The sequence below is a fragment of the Myxococcus sp. MISCRS1 genome (genome assembly GCF_026626605.1).
GTDB lineage: Bacteria > Myxococcota > Myxococcia > Myxococcales > Myxococcaceae > Myxococcus > Myxococcus fulvus.
On record NZ_JAPNKB010000001.1, the window covers coordinates 3,881,662 to 3,906,109 of the forward strand.

At 71.2% G+C, this 24,448-nt stretch carries 22 protein-coding genes; 3 read left to right on the plus strand and 19 right to left on the minus strand.

Features of this window, described 5'->3' with window-relative positions:
- Positions 1–13 precede the first annotated feature (13 nt).
- From OWM54_RS15050 to OWM54_RS15075, 6 genes are read right to left on the minus strand one after another with little or no spacing between them, the layout of a single operon-like run.
- Positions 14–1,459, minus strand: coding sequence for a sigma-54-dependent transcriptional regulator (locus OWM54_RS15050; protein WP_267697931.1), 1,446 nt, complete (start codon positions 1,457–1,459; stop codon positions 14–16).
- On the minus strand, positions 1,456–3,972 hold the full coding sequence (locus tag OWM54_RS15055) for an ATP-binding protein (RefSeq protein ID WP_267697932.1): 2,517 nt from the start codon (positions 3,970–3,972) through the stop codon (positions 1,456–1,458). The genes OWM54_RS15050 and OWM54_RS15055 overlap by 4 nt, the downstream gene beginning before the upstream one ends.
- Positions 3,969–5,885 carry a selenocysteine-specific translation elongation factor gene (gene selB / locus OWM54_RS15060; protein ID WP_267697933.1) on the minus strand — a complete coding sequence of 639 codons (1,917 nt, stop codon included), beginning with the start codon at positions 5,883–5,885 and terminating at the stop codon, positions 3,969–3,971. Before selB ends, OWM54_RS15055 begins: the two co-directional genes overlap by 4 nt.
- 19 nt (positions 5,886–5,904) lie before the next feature.
- Complete coding sequence (locus tag OWM54_RS15065) at positions 5,905–6,726, minus strand: phosphoribosyltransferase (RefSeq protein ID WP_324289119.1); 822 nt, start codon at positions 6,724–6,726, stop codon at positions 5,905–5,907.
- A gap of 48 nt (positions 6,727–6,774) precedes the next feature.
- Positions 6,775–7,806 carry a Glu/Leu/Phe/Val dehydrogenase family protein gene (locus OWM54_RS15070; protein ID WP_267697934.1) on the minus strand — a complete coding sequence of 344 codons (1,032 nt, stop codon included), beginning with the start codon at positions 7,804–7,806 and terminating at the stop codon, positions 6,775–6,777.
- Positions 7,807–7,840: 34 nt separating this feature from the next.
- Positions 7,841–8,731, minus strand: a complete 891-nt coding sequence (locus tag OWM54_RS15075) for an Hsp33 family molecular chaperone HslO (RefSeq protein ID WP_267697935.1) — start codon at positions 8,729–8,731, stop codon at positions 7,841–7,843.
- Positions 8,732–8,996: 265 nt separating this feature from the next.
- Between OWM54_RS15075 and OWM54_RS15080 the strand changes: the two genes are divergently transcribed.
- A complete protein-coding gene (locus OWM54_RS15080; RefSeq protein ID WP_267697936.1) occupies positions 8,997–9,674 on the plus strand; it encodes a succinate dehydrogenase in 678 nt (225 codons plus the stop codon).
- Positions 9,675–9,825: 151 nt separating this feature from the next.
- On the opposite strand, the gene OWM54_RS15085 is transcribed toward OWM54_RS15080, so the two are convergent.
- Together OWM54_RS15085 and dacB are read right to left on the minus strand one after the other, a co-directional pair.
- Positions 9,826–10,323 (minus strand): single-stranded DNA-binding protein, encoded by a 498-nt coding sequence (locus OWM54_RS15085; RefSeq protein WP_223746150.1) that lies wholly within the window; start codon positions 10,321–10,323, stop codon positions 9,826–9,828.
- 546 nt (positions 10,324–10,869) lie between these two features.
- Entirely contained in the window at positions 10,870–13,140 is a 2,271-nt protein-coding gene (dacB, locus tag OWM54_RS15090; protein WP_267697937.1) for a D-alanyl-D-alanine carboxypeptidase/D-alanyl-D-alanine-endopeptidase, read from the minus strand.
- A 215-nt stretch (positions 13,141–13,355) separates the two neighbouring features.
- On the opposite strand from dacB, the gene dtd reads away from it, so the two are divergent.
- Positions 13,356–13,826, plus strand: a complete 471-nt coding sequence (dtd, locus tag OWM54_RS15095) for a D-aminoacyl-tRNA deacylase (RefSeq protein ID WP_223783449.1) — start codon at positions 13,356–13,358, stop codon at positions 13,824–13,826.
- On the opposite strand, the gene OWM54_RS15100 is transcribed toward dtd, so the two are convergent.
- Positions 13,823–14,668 carry a hypothetical protein gene (locus OWM54_RS15100; RefSeq protein WP_141324636.1) on the minus strand — a complete coding sequence of 282 codons (846 nt, stop codon included), beginning with the start codon at positions 14,666–14,668 and terminating at the stop codon, positions 13,823–13,825. The genes dtd and OWM54_RS15100 overlap by 4 nt on opposite strands.
- 21 nt (positions 14,669–14,689) lie before the next feature.
- Positions 14,690–15,151: a PTS sugar transporter subunit IIA gene (locus tag OWM54_RS15105; protein ID WP_046711218.1), complete on the minus strand. Its 462-nt coding sequence runs from the start codon at positions 15,149–15,151 to the stop codon at positions 14,690–14,692.
- A 234-nt stretch (positions 15,152–15,385) separates the two neighbouring features.
- On the opposite strand from OWM54_RS15105, the gene OWM54_RS15110 reads away from it, so the two are divergent.
- A complete protein-coding gene (locus OWM54_RS15110; protein WP_223746147.1) occupies positions 15,386–16,003 on the plus strand; it encodes a hypothetical protein in 618 nt (205 codons plus the stop codon).
- A gap of 305 nt (positions 16,004–16,308) precedes the next feature.
- On the opposite strand, the gene hpf is transcribed toward OWM54_RS15110, so the two are convergent.
- The 9 genes from hpf to OWM54_RS15155 all read right to left on the minus strand — a co-directional run bounded on the left by hpf (position 16,309) and on the right by OWM54_RS15155 (position 24,443).
- Positions 16,309–16,983, minus strand: a complete 675-nt coding sequence (gene hpf / locus OWM54_RS15115; protein WP_223746146.1) for a ribosome hibernation-promoting factor, HPF/YfiA family — start codon at positions 16,981–16,983, stop codon at positions 16,309–16,311.
- Positions 16,984–17,219: 236 nt separating this feature from the next.
- Positions 17,220–18,104 (minus strand): SDR family oxidoreductase, encoded by an 885-nt coding sequence (locus tag OWM54_RS15120; protein ID WP_223746145.1) that lies wholly within the window; start codon positions 18,102–18,104, stop codon positions 17,220–17,222.
- 118 nt (positions 18,105–18,222) lie between these two features.
- Positions 18,223–19,002 carry a hypothetical protein gene (locus tag OWM54_RS15125; protein WP_223783452.1) on the minus strand — a complete coding sequence of 260 codons (780 nt, stop codon included), beginning with the start codon at positions 19,000–19,002 and terminating at the stop codon, positions 18,223–18,225.
- A gap of 96 nt (positions 19,003–19,098) precedes the next feature.
- The gene (locus tag OWM54_RS15130; protein WP_267697938.1) at positions 19,099–19,749 is read right to left on the minus strand and encodes a GNAT family N-acetyltransferase; all 651 of its coding nucleotides are present in this window, start codon (positions 19,747–19,749) and stop codon (positions 19,099–19,101) included.
- A 57-nt stretch (positions 19,750–19,806) separates the two neighbouring features.
- Positions 19,807–21,324 (minus strand): RNA polymerase factor sigma-54, encoded by a 1,518-nt coding sequence (rpoN, locus tag OWM54_RS15135; protein ID WP_223746142.1) that lies wholly within the window; start codon positions 21,322–21,324, stop codon positions 19,807–19,809.
- A 249-nt stretch (positions 21,325–21,573) separates the two neighbouring features.
- The gene (gene lptB, locus OWM54_RS15140; RefSeq protein WP_046711212.1) at positions 21,574–22,317 is read right to left on the minus strand and encodes an LPS export ABC transporter ATP-binding protein; all 744 of its coding nucleotides are present in this window, start codon (positions 22,315–22,317) and stop codon (positions 21,574–21,576) included.
- Positions 22,314–22,901, minus strand: a complete 588-nt coding sequence (locus OWM54_RS15145) for an LptA/OstA family protein (RefSeq protein WP_267697939.1) — start codon at positions 22,899–22,901, stop codon at positions 22,314–22,316. Before OWM54_RS15145 ends, lptB begins: the two co-directional genes overlap by 4 nt.
- The gene (locus tag OWM54_RS15150) at positions 22,894–23,454 is read right to left on the minus strand and encodes a hypothetical protein (RefSeq protein WP_324289120.1); all 561 of its coding nucleotides are present in this window, start codon (positions 23,452–23,454) and stop codon (positions 22,894–22,896) included. The genes OWM54_RS15145 and OWM54_RS15150 overlap by 8 nt, the downstream gene beginning before the upstream one ends.
- A gap of 14 nt (positions 23,455–23,468) precedes the next feature.
- On the minus strand, positions 23,469–24,443 hold the full coding sequence (locus tag OWM54_RS15155; protein WP_267697940.1) for a lysophospholipid acyltransferase family protein: 975 nt from the start codon (positions 24,441–24,443) through the stop codon (positions 23,469–23,471).
- Positions 24,444–24,448 lie beyond the last annotated feature (5 nt).

Here is a 24,448-nt window from a genome sequence, read left to right on the forward strand (position 1 = left end):
GTCCAACTCCACCCTACTCCCGACCCACCTCGTTGGGCGGCCGGAGGTTGAGGCGCTTCATCTTGCGCCACAGGGTGGTGGAGGAGACGCCCAGCTCGTCGGCGACGCGGGCCAGGTCCACGCCGTGGCGCTCCAGGGACTGGGCGATGGCGCGGCGCTCGGCGTCCTCGACCACCTGGGCCAGGGTGGGCCCCGCGCTGGTGCCAGGGGGCAGGCTGCCCGGGCCGTCCAGGGTGCCCAGGGAGTGGGTGCCGGCGACGGGCGTCAGGCGGGCCTGGCGCAGCGGGAAGTCCTCGGGCAGCAGCTCGTCGCTCTCCGAGAGCGCGGCGGCCTGCTCGACCAGGTTCTCCAGCTCGCGCACGTTGCCGGGGAAGTCGTAGCTCATCAGGTGCGTCACCGCGGCGGCGGACAGGCGCCGGGGGTTGGGGCTGCGGGCGTTGGCGCGCCCCAGGAAGTGCTCGGCGAGCGCGGGCACGTCATCCAGGCGCTCGCGCAGGGGCGGCACGCGCAGCGTCACCACGTTGAGGCGGTAGTAGAGGTCTTGGCGGAAGCGCTTCTCGCGCACCTCCTGCTCGATGTCGCGGTTGGTGGCCGCCACGGTGCGCACGTCCACGCGCAGCGCGGTGGACTCGCCCACGCGGCGCACCTCGCCCTCCTGCAGCGCGCGCAGGAGCTTCGACTGGAAGGTGGGGCTGGTCTCCGTCACCTCGTCGATGAAGAGCGTGCCGCCGTCGGCCTCCTCGAACAGGCCCCGGCGGGCCTTCACCGCGCCGGTGAAGGCGCCCTTCGCGTGGCCGAACAGCTCGCTCTCCAGCAGCGTCTCGCTGATGGCCGCGCAGTTGACGGGCACGAAGGAGCGCCCCTTGCGGCGGCTGTGGGCGTGGAGCGCGCGCGCCACCAGCTCCTTGCCCGTGCCGCTCTCGCCCTGGATGAGCACCGTGGCGTCGCTCTGCGCCACGCGCATCAGCCGCGAGGTGAGGTCCCTCATGGCGGCGCTGCGCCCCACCAGCGCGGACAGGCCGTGGCGCTCGTTGAAGTCCGTGGCCAGGTTGTCCACGTCGCGCAGCAGGCGCGCGCGCTCCAGGGCGCGCTCCACGCGGTAGCGCAGCTCGCTCTCCTTGAACGGCTTGGTGACGTAGTCGTACGCGCCCAGCCGCATGGCCTCCACCGCGCTCTCGATGGAGCCGAAGGCCGTCATCATGATGACCTGCAGCCGGGGGGCCACCTCCAGCGCGCGCCGCAGGAGCGTGAGCCCGTCCATGGGCTCCATCTTCAGGTCCGTCAGGAGCAGGTCCATGCTGCCGCCGGCCAGGTGCGCCAGGGCCTCCTCGCCGGTGCCCGCCTCGAAGACGGTGTAGTGCTCGGCGCGCAGGAGCAGCGCGGTGGTCGCGCGCATGTTGCGCTGGTCGTCCACGACGAGGATGCGTCCGCGGGACGGCGGGAGGTTCGCGTCGGTCATGGGAAGGACGGGGGCTGCGAGAGGGGGAGCCGGAAGGTGAAGGTGGTACCGCGACCGGGGGTGCTGTCCACGGCGATTTCGCCGCGGTGCTCCTCGAGGATTCGTTTCACGACAGCCAGTCCCAGGCCGGTGCCCTGGGCCTTGGTGGTGAAGAAGGGCTCGAAGACGCGGTGGAGCAGCTCGGCGGGAATCCCCGGCCCCTGGTCCGCCACGTCGATGCGCAGCTGCTCGCGGCCCGCGTGGGCCTCGCGGCGCGCGCGCACCTGCACCAGCCCCCCTTGCGGCATGGACTGGATGGCGTTGACGGCCACGTTGACCAGCGCCTGGCGGATGAGCCGGCGGTCCATGGGCACGGGCGGCAGCCCCTGCTCCACCTCCGCGTCGATTCGCACCGGCCGGTCCGGCGCCCCACCCTGCGCGCGCGCCGCCTCCAGCGAGTCCTGGAGCACGCGGCTCAGGTCCTCGTGCTGGAGCACGGGGTCGCGGGGCCGGGTGTAGTCGAGCAAATCACCGACCATGCGGTTGAGGCGGTCGCTCTCCTCGCCCAGGATGTCCAGCAGCATGGCCGCGTCGCCGGAGGGCTCCAGGAGCCGGCGCAGCGAGGCCACCGCGTTGAAGATGACGCCCAGGGGGTTTCGCACCTCGTGGGCGACGATGGCGGACAGCTCGCCCAGCGCGGCCAGCCGCTCGCGCTTCACCATCTCCGCGCGCGTGGCGGCCAGCTCCGCGTAGCTGGCCCACAGCGACTCGTACAGGCGCGCGTTGGCGATGGAGAGCGACAGCTGGCCACACGTGGCCTCCGCCAGCTCCACCAGCTCCGGGCTGAACGTCCGCGCGCGGCGCGTGTCGTCCACCAGCACCACGCCGATGAGCTCCTCGCGCGAGGTGAGCGGCAGCGCCAGGAGCGCCTTCTCCCCGAAGCGCTGGACGAGCTGCGGGTTGAAGCCGCCGCCGGAGGCCTCCACGTCCTCGATGACCACCGGCTTGCGCTCGCGCGCGGCGCGCGCCGCCACGCTGTCACTGGAGAGCGACAACACCACCGTGCGGAAGAAGTCGCGGTGCGCCGCGGAGGCCGCCGCGCCCCGGAGCACCTTCGCGCTCTCGTCGTACAGCATGATGTAGCAGTTGGAGACATCCAGCAGGTGGACGAGGAAGTCCGACGCCACGTCGAGGATGCTCGAGGTCTCCAGCACGCCTGATGTCGTCCGGGCCAAATCCAGGAGCAGCCGCGTCTCGGTGAGCTGGCGCGCGGACTCCGAGCGCAGCCGGCGCTGCTCGAGCAGCGTCATCAGCAGCTCCGACAGCGTGCCCAACAGCCGCACGTCCCGCGCGTCGAAGGGCCGGTCCGGCGCGCGCAGCACCTGGAGCACGCCGCACACCTCGCCGCCCCGCGCCAGCCGCACCGCCGCGCCGCTGCCCAGCGTCCCTTGCGAGGCCTCGCGCAGCGCCTGGGCCTGCGCCTCACTGGTGAGGTCGCCATCCAGCGCGTCCGGCACCGAGCCGCCCATCACCCCACCCAGCCGCGCGACATCGCCGCCCGGGCCCACCACCTCCGTCAGGCCGACGTGGGCCGACAGCACCAGCGGCCCCTCCGCGCCCCGCGTCAGGTGCAGCGCCGCGGCCTCCGCCAGCAGCAGCTCCGACACGCGCGAGAGGAAGTCCTCGGGCGTGGGCGGAATCGGCCGCGCCACGAAGCGCGCCATCTCCGCGACGGCCCCCACCTCCCACCGGCTGCGCGTGCTGTCCGACTGCACGCGCGCGTCCGTCAGCGCCGCGCCCACCACCTTCGCGAAGAGCGTCAGCACCGAGCCATGCCGGGGCGCCACCCACGGGCCCTCCACGCGAAGGACCTCCACCTGGGGGCCGCCGACGGGCAGGTACACGTGCGTGGGCGAGGCCCGCTCCGCGCCGCCGAACACGGGGCGCCCGTCCGACAGCGCCTCCAGCCCCAGGGCCACGTCCGGCGGAGGAGCACCACCATCCAACGGGTTCAGCCGCAGGCCATCCCAGCGCAGGAGCCGCACCCGGAAGCCCGCGGCCTCCAGGCCCTTGAGGGCCACGCGGCGCACCGCGTCCTCGGAGTGCGCGGACACCAGGCTCGCCGAGGTCTCCACCAACCGCTCCGCCATGGACAGCTCGGGGGGCTTGTCCGTCAGCGGCAGCAGGTTGAGCAGCAGCGCGTGCCGCCCGCCCTCCAGCGGGATTCGGGACGCGTAGAGGGCCACCTCGCGCGTGACGCCGTCGGCCGAGGGCACCTGGTAGACCTGCGTCCTCGCCTCCATGGCCCCGCCGGACTCCACCAGGCGGTAGCGCTCGATGAGCCGGCTGCGCTCCTCGGGCTGGACGAAGTCCATGACGGAGCGCCCCTCCACCCGCTCCCGGGGCAGCCCCAAGAGGGCGAGGTAGGCGTCATTGGCCGCGGACACGCGCCCGTCCACCACCGCGAGCACGGGGTTGCCGAAGGGCTCGATGAGGGCGCGCAGCGACGCCTCGCTGTAGTGGCTGGTGCTCATCCGCGACGCAGAACCCGCTTCTCGCCCACCCGGAGCGTCACCTTCTCCCGGTCGAAGTACTCGGACAGAGGGATGACGAACTTGCGGCTCTGTCCCACCAATTCCTTGAAGGACTGGGTGGTAATGTCCTTCTTCTCGCGCAGGTGGGCAACCAGCCGTTCCTTCAAGGCCTCCAGACAGCCCGCGTCGAAGCACAGCTCCTCGCTGACGCGCACCACCTTGCCTTCGGCCACCAGGAGCTTCAGCAGCTCGCGCAGGCGGGGCGCCGGGAGCTGGAGCTTCTGGGACAGCTCGCCCTCGGTGGGCGGCGCCAGACCCGCGGCGGACAGCTCCGCGGCGAGCCGCGCCCGCGCCGCCTCGTCCCCCAACGACAGCGCGCGTCCACGCCCCTTCAGGCGTACCAGGTCCCGCTCGACCTCCAGCTTCCCGGCATCCCCCAGCCCCTGCAACACCCGCTGGAAGGCCCTCGCATCCAGCTCACCGGACAGCCGCTGGCGAAGCTCCTCGCGGGACAGCCCCTCACGCAAGGGCTCACGCTCATGGAAGGCCGCCAGCACCGCGAGCGCCCGACCTTGCAACCCCTCGAGCACCTCGCCGGACAGGTACAGCCGGCTCTCCCGGTCCAACAGCACCACCGCGCCCCGGGCGCCCAGGAGCTCCAGCGCGCGCGTGAGCACCTTGGGCCCCAAGGCCGAGCGGCCGAACAGCGCCTGCTGCGTGAGCCCCGCATAGCCCGCCTGCCGGAGCAGCCATGCCACCTGCCCCGCCGGGTCCGCCTCGCGCAGCGGCGCCACGATGGACGCGCCGCCCTTGCGGCGCCTCGGCGGGGAAATCGACAGCACGCGCCCACCCGCCACCGTCGCGCCCCGCCCCGGCAGCGCGCGCGAGCCCCGGAGGATGAAGCGCTGCCCCACGAGCGCGGCCACGGGTGCGTCCAGGCGCAGCTGCGCGAGCGTCGTCTCGCCGGGCTCCAGCCGCTCCACGTCCAGCAGCGCCACCGTGGCCTCCACCTGCGCGGTGCCCAGGTGCAGCAGGAGCTTGCGGCGGCGCGGCAGGGGCGACGGCGCGGAGGGCAGCAGCGTCAGCTCCACGTCGAGCATGCGCGTCTCGGGCAGCTCTCCGGCGCGCGTCAGCACCTGCCCCCGGTGGAGCGACTCCGGCTCCACGCCCGGTAGGTTCACCGCGGCGCGCTGGCCCGCCTCCACTCGCGCCACCGCCCGGCCATGCTGCTGCACCCCGCGCACGCGCAGCGGCCCGGGCGTGCCCGGCAGGAGCGACACCGCGTCATCCACCGCCACCGTGCCCGACAGCAGCGTGCCCGTCACCACCGTGCCGAAGCCCTTGAGCGTGAAGACGCGGTCCACCGGGAGGAACGTGGGCCCCTCCGAGGGGCGCTTCCCCAGCGAGCCCACCGCCCGGGTGAGCGCCGCGCGCAACGCCGCGAGCCCCTCGCCCGTGCGCGTGGAGCACGGCACCACGGGCGCGCCCTCCAGGAACGAGCCGGCGGTGAGCGCGGCGAGGTCCGCCTCCACCAGCGCGCGCCACTCGGGCCCGGGCTCGTCCAGCAGGTCCGACTTGGTGAGCGCGACGACGCCGGCACGAACGCCCAGCAGCCGGCAGATGTCCAGGTGCTCGCGCGTCTGGGGCATCACACCCTCGTCCGACGCCACCACCAGCACCGCCAGGTCCACGCCGCCGGCGCCCGCGGCCATCGCCTTCACGAAGCGCTCGTGGCCGGGCACGTCGACGACGCCCGCGACGGTGCCGTCATCCAGCGTCAGGTGCGCGAAGCCCAGCTCCAGGGTGATGCCGCGGCGCTTCTCCTCCTGGAGCCGGTCCGTGTCGATGCCGGTGAGGGCCTTCACCAACGACGTCTTGCCGTGGTCGATGTGGCCCGCCGTGCCGACAATCATCGCATCACCGCGGTACGGCTCAGGCTCCGGCCTTGTCCGGGTCCTCGTCGAAGCGCGCGTCGCCGGTGCCCGGCGCGTAGTCCCACGGGAAGACGACGAGCGCCCCCGTGGAGATGCCCGCGAACTGGGGCGCGTACGCGTCCGGCTTCACCACCAGGCACGCCGTGGACACCTTCTTCGCCCCCGCCTCGCGCGCCAGCGCCATGGCCAATTCCAGCGTGTCTCCGCTGGACGCCACGTCGTCGACGATGAGCACGCGCTTGCCCTTCAGCTCGCGCGGCATCTCGTTCGCGGGCTTCGGTCCGCCCCGCGGATGCGCCTTGTCGCCGCGGTCCCTGCTGCGGCGGCTGATGCGCACCGGGAAGAACGCGCACCCGAGCGCCGACGCCAGCGCGCCGCCCACGAACACGCCGCCGTGCGCCACGCCCACCACCGCCTCGGGCTGGAAGGACTGGCGGATGTCGTCGGCCATCTGCTGCACGGCGCGGTCCAGCTGCGCCCAGGACAGCTCGCGCAGCACGCCCGCGGTGCGCTTGCGCGACTGGTCCTTGCCCGTCGGCTGACGGGGGGCCTCCGCCTGGGGCGCCAGGACCATGTCCGTCGGGATGGAGACCAGCTTGCGCGCCTGCTCGCGCGCGGCCGGCGACGGCGACGCGACACGAGACTTCGCGGGGGCCTTCTTCGACGACGAAGGCTTCGGGGAGGATTTCGCGGTGGGCTTGCGCTTGCCCTGGGCCTTGGGCCCGGGTGCTGCCCGCTTGGTGGCCACGGCGGTGAGCTCCGGCTGAAGTGCGGCCCCGTCATACCCCGAGGCGCGCGCCCTGGCCACATCCCCGCTCACATCCCCACCACCTCACGGACACACGAGGCGGTGGGGACCTCACGGCCCTCAGGCCTGGAGCTTCTCCTCCACCATCCGGTCCGCCACCTGCTCGGGGCGCAGGCCCGACTCCTTCGCGCGCCGCAGCACCGTGTCGATGGTGTCGAAGATGTTCGCCGCCCGGGCGTACGCCTTCTCCCGGTCGTACCCCGCCCACTCCTGGGCGACGTTGATGAGGCCGCCCGCGTTGGCCGCGTAGTCGGGCACGTACAGGATGCCCCGGCTGGCCAGCTGCTCGCCGTGGCGCATGGTGAGCAGCTGATTGTTGGCTGCTCCACACACCGCCTTCACCTTGAGCAGGGGCAGCGTGGTGTCGTTGATGGCGCCGCCCAGCGCGCACGGGGCGTACACGTCCGCCTCCATGCGGTGCAGGGTGTCCGCGTCCACCGCCGTGGCGCCGTACTGCTTCACCGCGTGCTCCACGCTGGCCGCGTTGATGTCGCTCACGAAGATGTGGGCGCCGCGCTCGTGCAGCTCCTTCACCAGGTACATGCCCACGTGGCCCACGCCCAGCACGGTGACGCGCAGGCCCTTGAGGTCCGCGCTGCCGAAGACGTGCTTGGCGGTGGCCTCCATGGCGCGCGCCACGCCGTACGCCGTGACGGGCGACGGGTCTCCGCTGCGCTCCTTCAGGCCGACGACGTTCTTCGTGTGCTTGCGCACGTGCTCCATGTCGTCGGTGCTGGTGCCGCTGTCCTCGGTGGTGATGTAGCGGCCGCCGAGCGACTCCACCGCGCGACCGAAGGACTCGAACAGCTTCGCCCGGTCGAAGTTGCCGCGGGGCAGCATGATGACCGCCTTGCCACCTCCGTGCGGCAGGCCCGCGAGCGCCGCCTTGTATGTCATCCCGCGCGCCAGCCGGAGCGCGTCCGCGACGGCCTCCTCCTCGCTGGTGTACGTGGACAAGGCACGCGTGCCACCCAGCCCAGGGCCGAGTCGCGTGTTGTGCATTCCGACGATGGCGCGAAGTCCCGTGCGGGAATCGCTGAGCAGGTGGACGGCCTCGTAGCCGCCTTCGAGCAGTTGCGTGAAGTAACTCATGGCGCGCGGCCTCTACCGAGGCCACGCACCCAAGTCAAACCGAGCCGGTCTCCAACATGCGCCGAATTTCATCTCCTGGAATGACATAGCGCGTCGTGCAGAATTGACACGTTGCTTCAGCCTGCCCTTCCTTCTCCAGCAGGTCCTGGAGCTCCTCGCGCCCCATGGCGAGCAGCGCGCGCTTCACGCGGTCCTCGCTGCACGAGCAGCCGAAGCGCAACGGATAGCGGGCCATCACCTCGAAGTCCGCCTCCGGCAGCAGCGCCCGCAGCACCGCGGACGCACCCGCGGGGGCATGGGCCCGAAGGGCGCCTTCGGCGTCACGACGCAGCCGCTCACCGAGCGCCTGGAAGACCTCCAGGTCGGCGTTGGGCAAGGGTTGGACGAGCAGGCCCGCGACGATGCCCAGGGACTCCGGCTTGCCGCCCACCTCGGCGGGCAGCTGCGCGAGCACCACATGCGAGGGGAGCTGGTCGGACTGGTGGAAGTAGCGCTCCAGGTCGCCCGCCAGGTCGAAGCGCTCCAGCTCCACGGAGGAGCGGTAGTGCTCGCCGCCGCCCAAATCGCGCAGGACGGAGAGGAACCCCTTGTTCCCCAGCACGGGACGCCAGTGGTACTGGTCGTCACTGCCCGTGTACTCCACGAGCGTGTTCTTCACGTAGCCCCGCACCAGGCCGGACGTGTCACCGTCCACGAAGAGGCCCCTCAAGGGGCCGTCGCACTCGAGCTGGAGGTTGACGCGGGAGTCGCCCTTCTGGAGGGCGCCCAGCAGGGCGGCGGCGGTAAGGGACTGGGACAGGAGCGCCGCGGCGGCCGGGGCGGTGTGGTGGGTGGCCCGGGCCTGGCGGGACAGCTGCGTGGTGAGGGCCAGCACCACGCGGACATCGGACTTCTTCAGCAATCCACTGACGAGCTCATCGGACATGACAGGGCGAGTAGCGTGCCCGAGCCCGGCGTGCCCGCCAACGTCAGAAGGCGGACGCCCCGTCGCATGCCGGCCCGGCAGCAGGCCCGGCCGGGGTGACGCATAAGTCCAGGCTTATGCCTCCATGCGCGAAGGCTGGGATGCGCATGTGCGGAAGAAATCCAGCGTCGTGGCCGGAACGGCTATAAACCGCCGACCGACAGTCAGTCACCTGACCTTGAGCTGGGGCGCGGCCACCTGCCCGCGCGCCATCGCTGGAGAAACGATGAGCACCCAGGCCGCCACCGCCGACGCCGTTGCAACGAAGACTCCGCTCCTCAAGTCCCGCCTGGGCTCGTTCCTCGCGGTGGTGCCCCTGAGCTTCTGGGTCGTCAACCACCTGTGGGACAACCTGTCCGCCTTCAATGGCGGTGACGCGTGGCAGAAGTCCGTCACCACGTACTCCAACCCGTATGCCCAGGCGCTCACGTTCATCATCGTGATGCTGCCGCTGCTGTTCCACACGGGCTGGGGCCTGGTGCGGCTCTTCAGCTTCCGGCCCAACAACAACCGCTACAACAACTACGGCAACTTCAAGTACATCCTCCAGCGCGTCAGCGCCCTGGGCGTGCTCGCGTTCCTGGGCGCCCACATCTGGCTGGCCTTCCTGCGCCCGCGCCTGATGCTGGGTCACCCGGAGCTGTTCGAGGACATCGCCCGGGAGATGCACTTCCACGGCCCCACGCTCGTCGTCTACCTGCTGGGCACGCTCGGCACGGCGTACCACCTGGCCAACGGCCTCCAGGGCTTCGCGATGGGCTGGGGCCTGCTGGGCTCCGAGCGCGCCATGCGCCGCTTCGAGCCGGTCTCCATCCTCATCTTCCTGCTGCTGACGGCGATGAGCTGGAGCGCCATCTACGCGCTGTACCAGGCGGGCGGGGCCCTCGGGCCCGCGGGCCACTAGGCCTTCCTGTGTCACCGGGCACTCCGCGAGGAGTGCCCTCCTCACGGTCCACACGTCTCGAAAAGCACACCGGCCGCCCCCGAGTCCTTCCGGGGAGCGGCCGGTTCGCTTCTGGGGTGTCCGACCGGAGCGGCCGGAGTCCCGACACGGCTCAGAACGGGATGTCGTCCTCGTTGTTGCCGCCGCCGCCACCGCCCATGCCGTCATCCATCGGAGGCGGCTGGCCGTAGTCGTTGTTGTCGCCGCCGCGCGGCTGCGAGCCGAAGTTCCGGCGCCCGCCACCACCGCCGCCGCTGCCCATGTTGTCCCCGGCGTCACGGCCGCCCAGGAACGTCACCGCGTTGGCCACGACCTCGGTCGTGTAGTTCTTGCGGTTCTCCTTGTCGGTCCACTCACGCGTCTGCAGGCGGCCCTCGACGTAGCACTGCCGTCCCTTCTTCAGGTACTCGCCGCAGAGCTCCGCGAGCTTTCCCCAGACGACGATGCGGTGCCACTCGGTCCGCTCCTGCTTCTGGCCGTTCTTGTCGGTCCAGCTCTCGCTGGTCGCGATGCGGAAGTTCGCGACCGCCTGACCTCCCGGGGTGAACCGCACTTCGGGGTCCGCGCCCAGGTTGCCGATGAGGATGACCTTGTTCACGCCTCCTGCCATGACTGCTCCCTCTTCCTTTTCGTCGAGATCCCCCCCGCCACGGGGGGGATACGGGCCCACCGGGCATCAGCCCTGGCAGGTTGCCTTCCACGTATAGCAGTGCGCCCTGACATTTCCAGAAGGCGGACCGCGGCACGGGGCCCGCCCGGGCGACAGCGCACCAGGCGGGCAGACAGGACCTGACGGGTGCGGGACGGGCCCACCCGGGCGCGAACCCGAAGCCCCAGTGCACCCAGGACCGCACACGAGGCGAACCAGGGCGTGGGTACGCCCCGAGCGTCGCGCGGCGAAGCCCGCCTTGAATCACGCCCAGGGGACACCCGCACGGCGATGCCCCTCGGTTAAACGAGGCTCGGGATGAGCTGAGGCGGGCTCGCCGCCCGCTTCGATGCGGTGCACGCGCGACAGCACGCAAAGCCCCCGCATCCAGGTGCGTCGCGGCAGGGAATCGCCGCCCGGATGCAGCTCAAAGATGCGAGCCCCGGCCCCGGAAGGCCACCCGCCCGGCGCCTTCCGGTACGACGGCCCGCGGTGGCGCGACGCTCGCTACCCGCCCGGGTGCGTCTCGGCGGTGCGGGCCTCGGGGGCGCTGCCCTGGGGCTTCGAGGACGCCGGAGGCGGATTGCCCGCCGGAGCCACCACCTGCACCGGCGCGCCTTCCACCGGGCGGGCCTTGGCCTCCGCCACCTTCTGCGACAGCGTCGAGTCCAGGCCCTTGGCGAACGTCGCCACCTGCGGATCCGCCGCGCCCACCAGCTTGCGCAGCGATTTCCAGAACGGATGGTCCGACTGGCCCGTCTGCACCAGCGCCCGGGCCAGCAGCGTCGTGGACGCCTCGCGGTCCGAGGTCGACGCCGCGCGCAGCGCCACCACCAGCTCCTCCGGCGCCGTGCGAGCCACCTCCCCCAGGGCCACCGACATCTCGCCCTGCGCGGTGGCATCCGCGCCCGTGGCGCCCGCGAGCTCCAGCACCCGCGCCAGCGCCTCCGTGTTCCCACCGGCCGCCAGCTCCACCATGCTCGTGACGCCCGGCACCTCCACCGCCAGCACCCGCGCCACCTCCCTCAGCCGGCCATACACATCGCTGCCCGCCGAGTAGCTGTCCAGCAACGTGCGCGCGCCCAGGTAGTCGTGCGGGTTGGACTGGTACAGGCCCTCCGCCAGCACCGCGCGCACCGCCGGGTCCCTCTCGCTGCGCCACGCCGTGCGCAGGAAGCCCAGGTTGCGCGGATCCCTCTGACGGCCCAGCTCCAGGTACGTCTTCACGCGCGAGGCCACGTCCCCAATCGCGCCCGCCGCCTTGCCACCGTCCGCCAGCGACGCCACCGCGCTCGAGGGCCCCAGGCTGGAGCCCGTGGCCGCCACCGCCGCGCCCAGCGCGTCCAGCCCCGCGACGATGGGCCCGGCCCGGCCCGCGAAGTCGTTCACCATCATCGAGAACGAGAAGCGCTCACCGCCCGCGCTCGTCACGTAGCCGCTCAGCGCGGACACCCCCTCCAGCGTGCCCGTCTTCGCGCGCAGCCGGCCCACCGCGTCGCTGCCCTCGAAGCGGTACTTGAGCGTGCCGTCCTTGCCCGCGATGGGCACCGAGGACAGGTACTCCGGCGCGAACGGGAAGCGCTCATACATGTAGCGCAACAGCTTGTTGAGCTGCGTGGCCGAGAAGCGGTTCGCGTCGTTCAACCCGCTGCCGTTCTTCATCACGTACGTGCCGCGCTGGATGCCCACGTCGCGCTCGAGGAACTGCTCCACCACCTCCACGCCCTTGGTGAAGGTGCCCGGCTGGCCCCGCCCCTCGGCGCCCATCGTCTTGAGCAGCTGCTCGGCGACGAAGTTGCTGGAGAGCTTGTTGAGCCGCTTGAGCAGCACGTCGAACGTGTCCGACTGCGCCACGTACACCGCCCGGGCACGCGACGGCGTCGCCCCCGCGCGCACCCTCCCCTTCGCCTTGACGCCCCGCGTGTTCAGGAGCTGCTTGAGCGTCTGGCCGAAGTACATGGGCGGGTTGTCGATCTTCTTCCAGACACTCACCGCGCCGCCGCGCTCGGGCGGCACCTGCCCGCGCACGACAATCTTCTGCTGCGGCCCCACCGGGTCCGACGTCACCGACACCCGCCGCGCCCGGCGCGCTCCCGTGGAGAGCTGGTTGTCGACGATGAAGTAGTCGCTGGGCGGCTCCATCTCCACCACGCCCTTGGCGCCTGCGCTCGCGCCGGGCCGCAGGTAGATGGCCGCCGCGTTCCAGTTGAGGCTCAGCGCGCCCGTGGGCGCCATGTACGCCCGGTCCGAGTCCTCCTGGTCATACCCGGGCGGCGTGCGCTCGGCGTCGAACCACGAGTCGTCCACGACGATTTCGCCCACCTCGCGCACGCCCACGTGCCACAGCTCCGACACCATGCCCCACAGCCGCTCGGTGGTGACGGACGGGTCGCCCTTGCCGCGCACGTAGAGCGTCTTCACCTTGCCGTCCGCGCCCAGCTCCGGGTCCACGAGGAACTCCGTCTCGTAGCGGAACTCCGGCCCGAGCGTCGCCAGCGCCGCCGCGGACGTGACGAGCTTCACGTTGGACGCGGGGTTGAGCAGCTCGTCCGCGTTGTGGGTGAACACCACCGCGCCGTCATCCAGGCTCTGCATGTGCACGCCCACCCGGCTCACCTTGAGCGGGGCACGCTGGAGCACCTCGAGCAGCGCCGCGCGCAACGCCTCGCGGTCCGCGCGCTTCTCGGCGGAGGGCGGCGCCGCCAGGGCACCGGGGGGAAGCAGCAGGGAAACGATGGCCGTCGCGGCCAAGAGGTGTCTGGCTCGAAGAACCTGCACGCACGCTCCGGGGAAGTCGGCGGCCATTATGGTGAATCGCGTGAAACCACGGCAAGGGAGAGGGGGTGCGGGAGTCCACGGCTGGGCGCTCGCTCTACCGCCAAGAACAATTTGGCCGCCCTGGCATGTGGACTTCTTTTCATAATCCAAGGGCGCAAGATGCCACGCGCCCCTGACAGTCGTCGGTGGACAATCGGCCCTGGGAGGAAAGTTCGATGCGTGCGGTGGTGCAGCGAGTGCTGGAAGCGTCGGTGACGGTGGACGGGCAGAAGGTGAGCGACATCGGCCCGGGGCTGCTGGTGCTCCTGGGCGTGGGCAAGGGCGACACCGAGGCGGACGTGGCCTGGATGGTGGAGAAGCTCGCCACGCTGCGCATCTTCGAGGACGCGGGCGGCAAGATGAACCTGTCGCTGGAGGACACCTCGCGGCAGCTCATCGTCGTCAGCCAGTTCACGCTCTACGGCGACGCGCGCAAGGGCCGGCGCCCCAGCTTCATCGACGCCATGGAGCCCACCGTGGCCAAGGCCCTGTACGAGAAGGCCTGTGAGGGCCTGCGTCAGCGCGGCCTGTCCGTGGGCACCGGCATCTTCGCCGCGGACATGAAGGTGGCGCTCGTCAACGACGGGCCCGTCACGCTCCTGTTGGAGAGCCCCGGGAGCACCGCCGCCGCCACGCCCAAGGCCTAGATGCGGACGGAGGTGCCCTTGGTGACGAGCGCCGCGAGGCCCTGCTTCGCCAGCGCCGCCTGACGGATGTGGCCGGTGAGCGCGCCCAGCTCGCGAATCCAGTTCGCCGCGCGCGGCCCCAGCCCGGAGAAGGCCACCGTCAGCGGCGGCGGTTGGGCCTGCTTGCCCAGCCAGTAGGCGAGCACCTCGTCACGCTCCGGCAACGACGGCAGCTTCATGCGCTCCTGCTCGCGCGTGAGCAGCCGCTCCAGCTTGCGCGGCAGGTTCACCTGCCAGTGCGCCACCGCGCGCGCCGGGCGCCAGGCCCAGTCCGCGAAGGCGAAGCGCTCGTTGGGGAAGTACTCGCCCCGGCCCTGGGTGACGAAGACGCGGTCCGGGGGGAACTCCGGGAAGGGGTCCCACTGCCCCGCCAGCAGCGAGGCCAGCCCCACGTCCGCCAGCGGACGCAGACGGAAGCCGTCGCGCACCTCGCGGGACGTGCGGTTGTCCCAGTAGGGGTAGTGGGCCTCCTCCAGCATCAGCGCCAGGTGCAGCGCCTCGTCCCAGGCGTCCGCGTACCCCGCGTGGCGAGGGTCCACCTCCCAGCCCATGGGCCCCGTCCTCCACGGCTGGAAGGCGAGCCGGTCCACCAGGTCCGCCCAGGGGTCCGCGTCCACCGAGCCCAGGCCGCCGGGCACCGACGTCGCCAGCATGCGCTCGCACAGCATGCGCGACTGGCCGTCCCCCAGCTGCTCCATCAGCGACTCCAGGGCCCCGCTGGCGTCGCCCATGGCGCGCGTGAGGAACGGGAGCACCTGCTCATGGAAGAACGCGTCGTTGATGGGCCGCAGCACCACGTCCATGGTGTCCCCCCGGCCCGGCGCTCAGGGCCGGGCGTCTTCCTGGATGATGAGCGCGTGGATTTCCGCGGTCGTGGGCGCCTCGAGGATGGCGGCCCGGAAGCGGGGGTTCTTGAAGAGCCGGGAGATGCGGGCCAGGGCCTTCAGGTGCACGCCGGCGCTGTTCTCCGGGGCCACCAGGGCGAAGAACAGGTGGGTGGGCTTGCCGTCGATGGCCTCGAAGTCCACGCCCGCGCGGGACACGCCGAAGGCCGCCTGCAGCTGCGTCATGCCCGGCAGCTTGCCGTGGGGGATGGCCACCCCCTCGCCGATGCCGGTGCTGCCCAGCTTCTCGCGCTCGCGCAGCACCTCCACCAGCCGCTCCTCCAGGAGCGGGGGGTGGGCCCGGGCCAACGTGGCGCTCAGCTCGCGCAACACCTCCTGCTTCGTCCGCGACTGCATGTCCGCGATGACGGCTTGGGGGCTGAGGAACTCGGCGATTCTCACTGACGCTCCCGCGCTGGCGCTCCTGAGATGGCGGCAATTACTCCTCACCCTCGATTCGCGCAAGGGTCGCCTGTCGTCCCGGCGCCACCCCCGCTCACTGCGCGTCAGGGACCGGGACCACGGGCCGCCCCCATGTCTCCCCGCCCCGCCGTCCCCCAGGGGACGATATGCCCTCCCCCAGCGTCCGTTTCCTTCAGTGAACCACGACAGCAAACGAAAAGGGGAGCGACCGCCATGAAGCGAACGCTGTGCTCGAGCCTTGTCCTCTCGCTGCTGGCCACCGGCTGCGCCACGACCGGTGTCCAGGGCTCCGCGCTGGGAGACGCCGCCGAGGAGTCCCTGCTCCTGCGGGGAGACGCCATCACCGGCCCCACCTCCACGCTGAGCATCTCCGACAACAGCATGCACGGGCGCTACCGCCGCCACCCCGTGGCGCTCCAGTGGGACTACCAGTTGCTCACGGGCTCGGTGGCCCAGCAGGGCACGCGGCTGGAACTGGCCGAGGGGGACGACACCCGCGTCTGGGGCACCTTCGGCGGCCAGCCGGTGGACCTCACCGAGGACGGCACGTGGCTGCATGGCCGGGTGGGCAGCTGCGTCTACCTCCTGAAACGGGAGGCGGAGGCGCTCTCGGGCATGCGCGAGTGCGGGGGAGCGCGCGAGACGGACATCGTCGTGGCCTTCCCCTCCGCCATCCACTCGCGCCCGCTGGGTGAGCGGGCCGCGCTGATGACGCTGGCGCTCGTCAACGTCCGGGCCCCCGCCGTCACCACGCCCGTGGCCGTCTCCACCGGCGTGTTCACCGACCTGCGCAACGCGCAGGGGATGTCCAGTTGCAAGAAGGGCTACTGACGGCCCCTCCCAGCCAGGGCCGAGGCGCGCTCCATCTCCCGGGGGAGAGATGGGGCGCGTCGTTTTTACCGGAAGCCCCCCGCGATATGCGCGGTGGGCCCAGGCGTTCTTGGGGATGGATGCGCCAGCCGCCCTACCCGGGCGGTTGGGGGGACACCGACAAGGCCGTGGCCGACCGCGAGCCTCGTGGGAAGCAGCATCCGTGAAGGACCGACGACGCTCCCGTCATCGACTGGATGGGAGCGTCCGCGCTCCGCCTCCTCGAGGGGGGTGGCGGAGCGCGACGCTTCCTTCAGGCCCTCGCCTCAGGTGCCGGCGGCCGCGGCCAGCGCGGGCGGCTCGTGGGGCTCGATGAGGCCGTACTGGCCATCCTTGCGCCGGTAGACGATGCCCAGCGCGTCCGACTCCACGTTGTGGAACACGTAGAAGTCGTTGTTCATCAGGTTCATCTGCATCACCGCCTCGTCCACCGACAGCGGCTTGACGGTGAGCTGGGTGGAGCTCACCACGCGCGTCGTGGCGGCCACGGGGGTCGCGGGCGGGGCGGCGGCGAGCTTCGGCGCGGGCGTGTCCACCGTGGACTGCTCGGCGATGTCCGCCAGCTCCTCCGCGTCCGGCACCTCGAAGACGGCGTGACGCACCTTCAGGTGGTTCACCAGGTCCTGACGGTGGTGGACGCGCTCCTTTCCGTGATGCGTCTTGAGCTTGTCGCGGTAGCGGCGCAGCTGTCGTTCGATCTTGTCCATCGCCAGGTCGATGGACGCGTACATGTCACTGCTCTTGTCGCGCCCGCGGAGCACCCAGGCGCCTGAGTGGACGGTGATGTCCGCGTGGTGGATGTGGTTGGCTTCCAACCACAGGACGACGTGTGCCTCTCCTGCTCTATCCAACAGCTTGTTCACCCGCTCGACCTTCTCGCGTGCGTACTCCTTGAGGGAATCCGACGCCCCGAACTGACGGAAGGTGATGTTGAACTGCATGCGTGGCTGCCTCCTAGGGTGAGGGGAGCTGCGTGACAGATCAGAAACGTTCTGCCCCCGGGAAAGCAACCCGTCCCCCCAGGTTGACTCTTCCCAAGCGCACCTGCCGTCCGGGGCCTGACAACACGCCGTGACTGGTGCTCGGACCTGCGGGGCACCAGACTCTTCAACCCCTCGGAATCAGGCGGTGCGCCGCCGCACGGACAACGGCGCACCGGGTAGCTCGGGACACGGGCTCAGGCGAGCAGCCTTCCTCCGGTGACACCCAACACCTCCGCGTTCACGAAGCGCGATTCATCCGAGGCGAGGAACACGTAGGACGGCGCCAGCTCCGCCGGCTGCGCGGGGCGGCCCATGGGCGAGTCCTCGCCGAACGTCGACACCTGCTTGCCATCGAAGGACTGCGGAATCAGCGGCGTCCACACGGGGCCGGGCGCCACGGCGTTGACGCGGATGCCGCGCTCGATGAGCTGCTGCGCCAGGCCCTTGGTGAAGGTGACGATGGCGCCCTTCGTGGTGGCGTAGTCGAGCAGCGGCGGCGTGGGTTGATACGCCTGGATGGAGGCGGTGTTGATGATGGTGCCGCCGGCCTTCATGTGCGGCAGCGCGTAGCGCACCAGGTGGAACATCGCGAGGATGTTGACGCGGAACGTGCGCTCCACGCGCTCGGCGTCCAGCTCCTCGAACCTCTCCACCGCCTTGCCCTGGAAGGCCGCGTTGTTGACGAGCACGTCGATGCGACCGAAGCGCTTCACCGTCGCCTCCACGAGCTCGCGGCACTTCGCCTCCACCGCCAGGTCCCCGGGCAACAGCAGCGCCGAGCGCCCCGCGTCCTCCACCACGCGTTGCACCTGTCGGGCGTCGTCCCCCTCGCTCAAGTAGGAGACGGCCACGTCGGCGCCCTCGCGCGCGAAGGCCAGGCACACGGCCCTGCCAATGCCGCTGTCGCCACCGGTGACGAGCGCCACGCGGTCCTTCAGCCGCCCCAGTCCCTTGTAGGACTGCTCGCCGTAGTCCGGCTCCGGCGACATCCGCCCCTCCTTGCCCGGAGGGGCTTGAGTCTGCTCGGGGAAGGGAGGCTTGGGGCCCGCCTCACGCGGGTCGGGGTTCTTCTGGGCCATGGCTGCGGTCCGTTCAGGGGAAAGAGGGTCCCTGCACGGTGGCGTCCGAGGCCGGCCACGACAACCGGGCGAAGCGGGCTCACGTGCCCGCCCGCCCCGGAGGGATGCGAGCGGAGGGCTACTGCACCGAGACGACCTGCTCCTCGGAGTGGAAATAGGTGCCCGAGCAGCTCGTCACGCCCGTGCACTCCAGCACCTCGCCCTGGACCTGGCCCCTGACGGTGAGCAGGTGCGTGGCGGCGCCCAGGTTGGGCGGCACGGTGAAGGTGATGCGGCCCCCGTCGCGCGTGGTGGTGAGCGTCGCGGTGACGGCGCTGCCCTCCGCCAGCAGCGTGGCGCCGGCGGACTCGAGCTTCTCGGTCGACGGCATCCACTGGTACGAATAGGACTGGCCCCGGAGCAGCCGCTGCACGTCGGACACGCCGTCGAAGGAGCGCTTGGCCTGGGCCTCCTTCATGACGACGGTGATGGTGGTGCCGGAGCCGTCCTGGAAGACGACGCGCGCATCGGTGGGCGGCAGCGCGGCCCACTCATCCGGGGCGTAGTCGAAGAAGGCGCGCGTGGGCAGGCACAGGTCGCGGCCCGCGGTGCCATCCACCCCGCCCCGCTCCACCTGCATCGGCTCGCCGTTGAACGTCGCCGTGACGCCCTCGTTCAACCGCGTGCAGACGTCGCCGCCCGCCTGGGAGAAGGTGACGGTGACGCGGTGCGAGCCCGCGGCCTGCTCCAGCTCGAACAGGTCCACATCCGCGTGCGTGTACAGGAGCGTGCGGCCGGACAGCCCCGCCAGGTCCACGTCCTGCTCCTTCAGCGAGGAGCCACAGCCGGCCGCGAGGAGCCCGAGCGCGGCCAGGACACCCGACACCACGCCACCACGGAAACGAGAGGAAGAGTGCATACGGGCCGCACCTATACCGCCCGCGCCCGCCCGACGGGAGCACCAACGGCATGACGCCGTTGCCTTTCCCACCCCGGACCGAGGCCCGCCTGCTCGCTAGCCCTCCTTCTGGAGCATCCCCGAGAGCCGGGCCTTCACCTCCGGCCACTCGGTGTCGATGACGGAGTAGTAGGCGCTGTCGCGCACCACCCCACCCCGCACCAGGACGTGGTGGCGGAGGATTCCCTCGAACTTCGCGCCCAGCCGCTCAATCGCGGCGCGCGAGCGCGTGTTGCGCTGGTCCGTCTTGAGCTGCACGCGCATGACGCCCAGCGACTCGAAGGCGAGCTGGAGCAGCAGGAACTTGCACTCGGTGTTGACGCGCGTGCGCCACACCCTGCGCCCCAGCCACGTCCAGCCGATCTCCAGCGTGCGGCTGTCGCGCTGGATGTCCAGGTAGCTGGTGGAGCCCACCGGCGTGCCCGTCGCCTTCTCGAGGATGACGAAGGGGCGCTCGGTGCCCTTCTCCGCGCCGCGCAGGCGGTCCGCGATGAAGCGCTCCACGTCCGCGAGCGTGCGCGGCACCACGGTGAAGTACGTGAAGAGCTCGTCCTCGCACAGCGCGGCGAGGGCCGGGGCGTGCTCGAGCGACAAGGGCTCCAGGCGCACCGCGCGGCCTTCGAGGAAGACGGGGGGAACGACCAGCGGCAGGGGCTCCCTCCAGGGGAGCCCCTCGTCCGAGGGAAGCAGCGGGACAGGGGCGCTCATGAGGTGCCCACTGTCCGTCGGCGCGTCCCCACGCGCCAAGAGCCACTTGTCGCGGGCTCAGTAGTACCGCTTGCGCTTGCTGCTCGGGAGGATGCCCAGCACCTCGCGGTACTTGGCCACCGTGCGGCGGGCAATCTCGGTGCCCTGCGAGCGCAAGAGCTCGACGATCTTCTGGTCCGAGTACGGGTTGCGCGCGTCCTCCTGCGCGACGAGCTGCTTGATGTGGTGCTTCACCGCCTCGCTGGCGGTGTCCTCGCCGGACACGCGGGCGATGGACGAGTTGAAGAAGTACTTCAGCTCGAAGATGCCCTGCGGCGTGTGCACGTACTTGCTCGTCGTCACGCGGCTCACCGTGGACTCGTGCATGCCGATGTCCTCGGCCACGTCGCGCAGGATGAGGGGCTTGAGGTGCGCGATGCCCTTGTCCAGGAAGTCGCGCTGGAACTTCACGATGCTCTCGGTGACCTTGTAGATGGTCCGCTGCCGCTGGTGGATGGAGCGGATGAGCCACACCGCGCTGCGCAGCTTGTCCTGGATGAAGTCCTTCGTCTGGCCGGGGCCCACCGCGCCCGTCTTCAGCGCGTTCCGGTAGGTGCCGGAGATGCGCAGCTTCGACAGGCCGTCGTCGTTGAGCACCACCGTGTACTCGTCCCCCATCTTGTAGACGAAGACGTCGGGGGTGATGTACTGCGCGTCGTCCCCGCTGAAGTTGCGGCCCGGCTTCGGGTCCAGCTTGGGGAGCAGCTTCACCGCCTCCACCACCTCTTCCAAGGTGACCTTCAGGTCCTTGGCGATGGCGGGCAGGTTCTTGCTCTCCAGGTACTTCATGTGCCGCTTGATGATGAGGCCCAACAGCGGCGCCTGCGGCTCCTTCATCCCCTGCAGCTGGATGAGCAGGCACTCCTGCAGGTCGCGCGCGCCGCAGCCGCGCGGCTCCAGCATCTGGATGCGACGCAGGGTGCGCTCGGCGATGTGCATCGGCACGTCCGCCTCGTTGGCCAGGCGGATGAGCGGGTCTCCCTCGATGTCCGGCAGCTTGAGGTAGCCGTCGTCATCCAGGTTGCCCAGGATGAGCATCGCGATGCGGCGCTCGGCGTCGTTCAGGCGCAGCGTGCCCAGCTGCTCCTGGATGTGGTCGACCAGGTCCTCCTTCTTGACCAGGTTCGCCTCGAACGACGGCAGGTCGTCCGTGGCCACGTTGCCCTTGTTGGACGCCGTGGTGGGCTCGTTGAACTGGTAGCTGTTGAGGTACTGCTCCCAGTCGATCTCCGGGGGCCCGTCCCCGTCCGCCTTGAACTCCGGGGCGTTGTCCCCGGAGGCCGACGGCAGCTCCACGTCGCGCGGAATCTCGACGTTGTCCGCCTCCAGCGACGCCTCTCCGGGCTCCTTGTCCCCCACGTCGCCCGGTGCCTGCTCGTCCGGCTGCTCCAGGAGTGGATTCTGATCCATCTCCTCGCGGACCTGCTCCAGCAGCTCCATCCGGGAGAGCTGAAGCAGCTTGATGGCCTGCTGCAGCTGCGGCGTCATCACCAGCTGCTGCGCAAGCTTCAGGCTTTGTTTGAGTTCCATCGCCATGAGACAGGGTCTCCCCGAGTGATTCAGCCCCTACACGACACGGGACCAATCAAAGACCGTGCCAACGTAACAAGGCCCCCTGACGGCGTCTAGTGCCCGAATCGTGGTCCCTTGCTTGCATATTCAAAATTCCACAAGGAAACCAAGAGCTTGCACGCACTGAGCGTGACTGGGCCTTGTTGACCTGTCGACGCAAAAGCGAGGCCAACCGGAGTCTATGCACTCGGTTGGCCGCTTGCCAGTCGTCCCTCAAAGCGGCTGCTGGAGGCGGAACCGCTCCCCCAGGTAGACGGCGCGCGCGCGGGGCGAGGCGGCGATCTCCGCGGGGGTGCCCTCCTCGAGGATCTGCCCTTGTGTGATGATGTAGGCCCGGTCACAGATGCCCAGGGTGTCCTGGACGTTGTGGTCGGTGATGAGGACGCCCAGGCCCCGCTCGCGCAGCAGGAAGATCTGCCGCTGGAGGTCGCCCACGTTGATGGGGTCCACGCCGGCGAAGGGCTCGTCGAAGAGGATGAAGCGCGGCTGGGGCAACAGGCTCCGGGCAATCTCGGCGCGGCGGCGCTCACCGCCGGAGAGGGTGCCGCCCAGGGACTCCGCGACGTGGGAGAGGCCGAACTCCTCCAGGATGGCGCTGGCGCGGGCCTCGCGGGCCTTCTTGTCCAGGCCCTTCTGCAGCTCCAGCACGGACAGGAAGTTGTCGCGCACGGTGAGCTTGCGGAACACGGAGGCTTCCTGGGGCAGGTAGCCCACGCCCCGGCGCGCGCGGCGGTGCATGGGCAGGTGCGTGAGGTCCTCGTCGCCCACGCGCACGCGGCCCGCGTCGGGCGTCACCAGGCCCACCACCATGTTGAAGCTGGTCGTCTTGCCGGCGCCGTTGGGGCCCAGCAGGCCCACCACCTCGCCCGGGGACACGGTGAAGGACACGCCGTTGACCACCTGGCGCCCGCGATAGGCCTTCTTGAGCCCCTCCGCGTACAGCTTCGCGTCGCTCATCGCGGCGCCGCCTCCGGGGCCACGGGGGCCGTGCGAGCGGGCGCGGGCGCGGCCTTGCGCTTGGGGGACGAGGGGGCCGACGGCGGCGACTCGAAGATGATGACGGCGTTCTCCACCTCGAGCTTCTCGCTGCCCAGCGTGAGGCGGACCTTCGTCCCTCGCATGTACGTGGTCCCCTGGCGCGCCTCCGGGGTGCCGGTGACGACGAGCACGCCCGAGGCGACGTCGTACTCGGCGCGCTCGCCGCGGGCCATGCGGTCGCCGTCCACCGCGTGCACGCCGCCGGTGCACACCACGCGCGTCACCACGCGGGGCGGCGCGAAGTAGGCGGTCATCCGGTCGCACTTCAGGTCCAGGGTGCGGTGCTTCACCTTCACGTTGCCGGTGAGCGTGGCCTGCGACTTGCCGCCCTCGATGAGGTCGGCGTTGATCTGCACCGGCTCCTTCAGGTCCACCGGCCCCAGGGGCCCCTGGCCCGGGCTGCCCGCGGCGGCGGCGGCAGGCGTGCCCCCATCCGTGGGCGTGGCGGCGACGGCGGGCACCGGCTGCGCCACGAAGAAGGCCATCACGAGGAACTCAATCACGCCCTGATTCTCCCAGCACGGTCTCCACCGAGCCTTCGAAGGTGAACGTCTCATCCGGGAAGGACAGCTCGAAGCGGTCCGCCCGCAACCGGTACGCCGGCCCTCGTACCTTCACGCCCTCGTTGCCCCGGGCGCCCTTCTCCACCGCGTCGTAGGTCAACCGCGGCGTCTCCACCACCATGCCCTCGCCCGTGCGCACCACCACGCCGCCGGACGCCACCAGCTGCTTGGACGCGAGGCTTCCCTCCATATTCGGGGCGCTGATGTCCAGGCCCTTCTCGGTGCCCACCGACATGCCCTGCTCGGGGGTGCCCGGGGGGATGCGCAAGGTCGCGTTCGTGGCCTGCACGTCGCCGCCGGAGCGCTGGTACGTCAGCGACTCGGCCTTGCCCGACAGCGTCAGGCGCTCGCCCTCGTAGGACACCAGGCGCGCGCCGCGGAGCACCACCTGCGGCGGGGGCTGCTGGGACGCCCCCTCCGCCGGGCGACGCGGGGAGCACGCCGCGACGAGCAGGCAGAGGGCGAGGAGGCAGACGGGCTCGGAGCGCGACACGAGGGTGCCTTCTATCACCGGGCGGTGGCCGGCGCCGCCCCGGCGAGCAGGGCCTGGGGGGAGGCCTCGACGGGGGGCCGCGTCTTCCAGCGCTGATGCATCCACACCCACTGCTCGGGGGTGCGCCGGATGGCCGCCTCGATTCGCGCCGACAGGGCGGCGGTGAGCGCCAGCGCCGCGGCCTCGCGGTCCTCGTCCTCGGGCAGGGGCACGTCCTCCATGACCAGCCGGTAGCCGCCGCCCTCCACGCGGTGACAGAAGCCCGTCACCACCGCCGCGCCCGTGCGCACGGCCAGGTCCGCCGCCGCGCGGGGCGTGGCCGCCAGCTGCCCGAAGAAGGGCACGAAGAGCGACTGCACCTTGGTGTCCTGGTCGATGAGCAGCCCCAGGATTTCACCGGCCCGGAGCGCGCGCAGCATGGCCCGCGCCGCGCCGTCCTGGCCCCGCCAGATGCTGCGCACCCCACCCCGCTCCCGGAAGCGCTCCACCAGCTTCGTCAGGCGCGGGTCCGTGGTCTCCTTCGCGATGCTCTGGCTGGGGTAGCCCGCGCGCGCCACCCGCCGGGCCAACAGCTCCCAGTTGCCCACGTGCCCGGAGATGAAGACCACGCCCTTGCCCTTCGCCAGGGCCGCGTCCAGCACCGCCCGGTCCGCCTCCGGCCATGCCACCAGCGACTCCAGCCCCCGGTCCAGCGCGCCCGTGCAGGCCACCTCCAGCGCCGCGGCGCCCAGGTGACGGAAGGACGCGCGGGCCAGCGCCTGCCGCTGTGCGTCGGACTTCTCCGGAAACGCGGTGGCCAGGGACTTCAGGGCCTTGCGGCGCTCACCGCCCGCGATGGCGTAGGCCCACCCGCCCAGGCGGGAGCCCAGGGCCCGGGCCCACCCCAGGGGGAGGGGTTGAAGGCACAACAGGACCGTCCGGATGAGCAGGTACCGGAGGAAACGTTTCAGGCGCTTTGCTAAGGGTGGACGCTCCACACGTCGCTCCATATCCC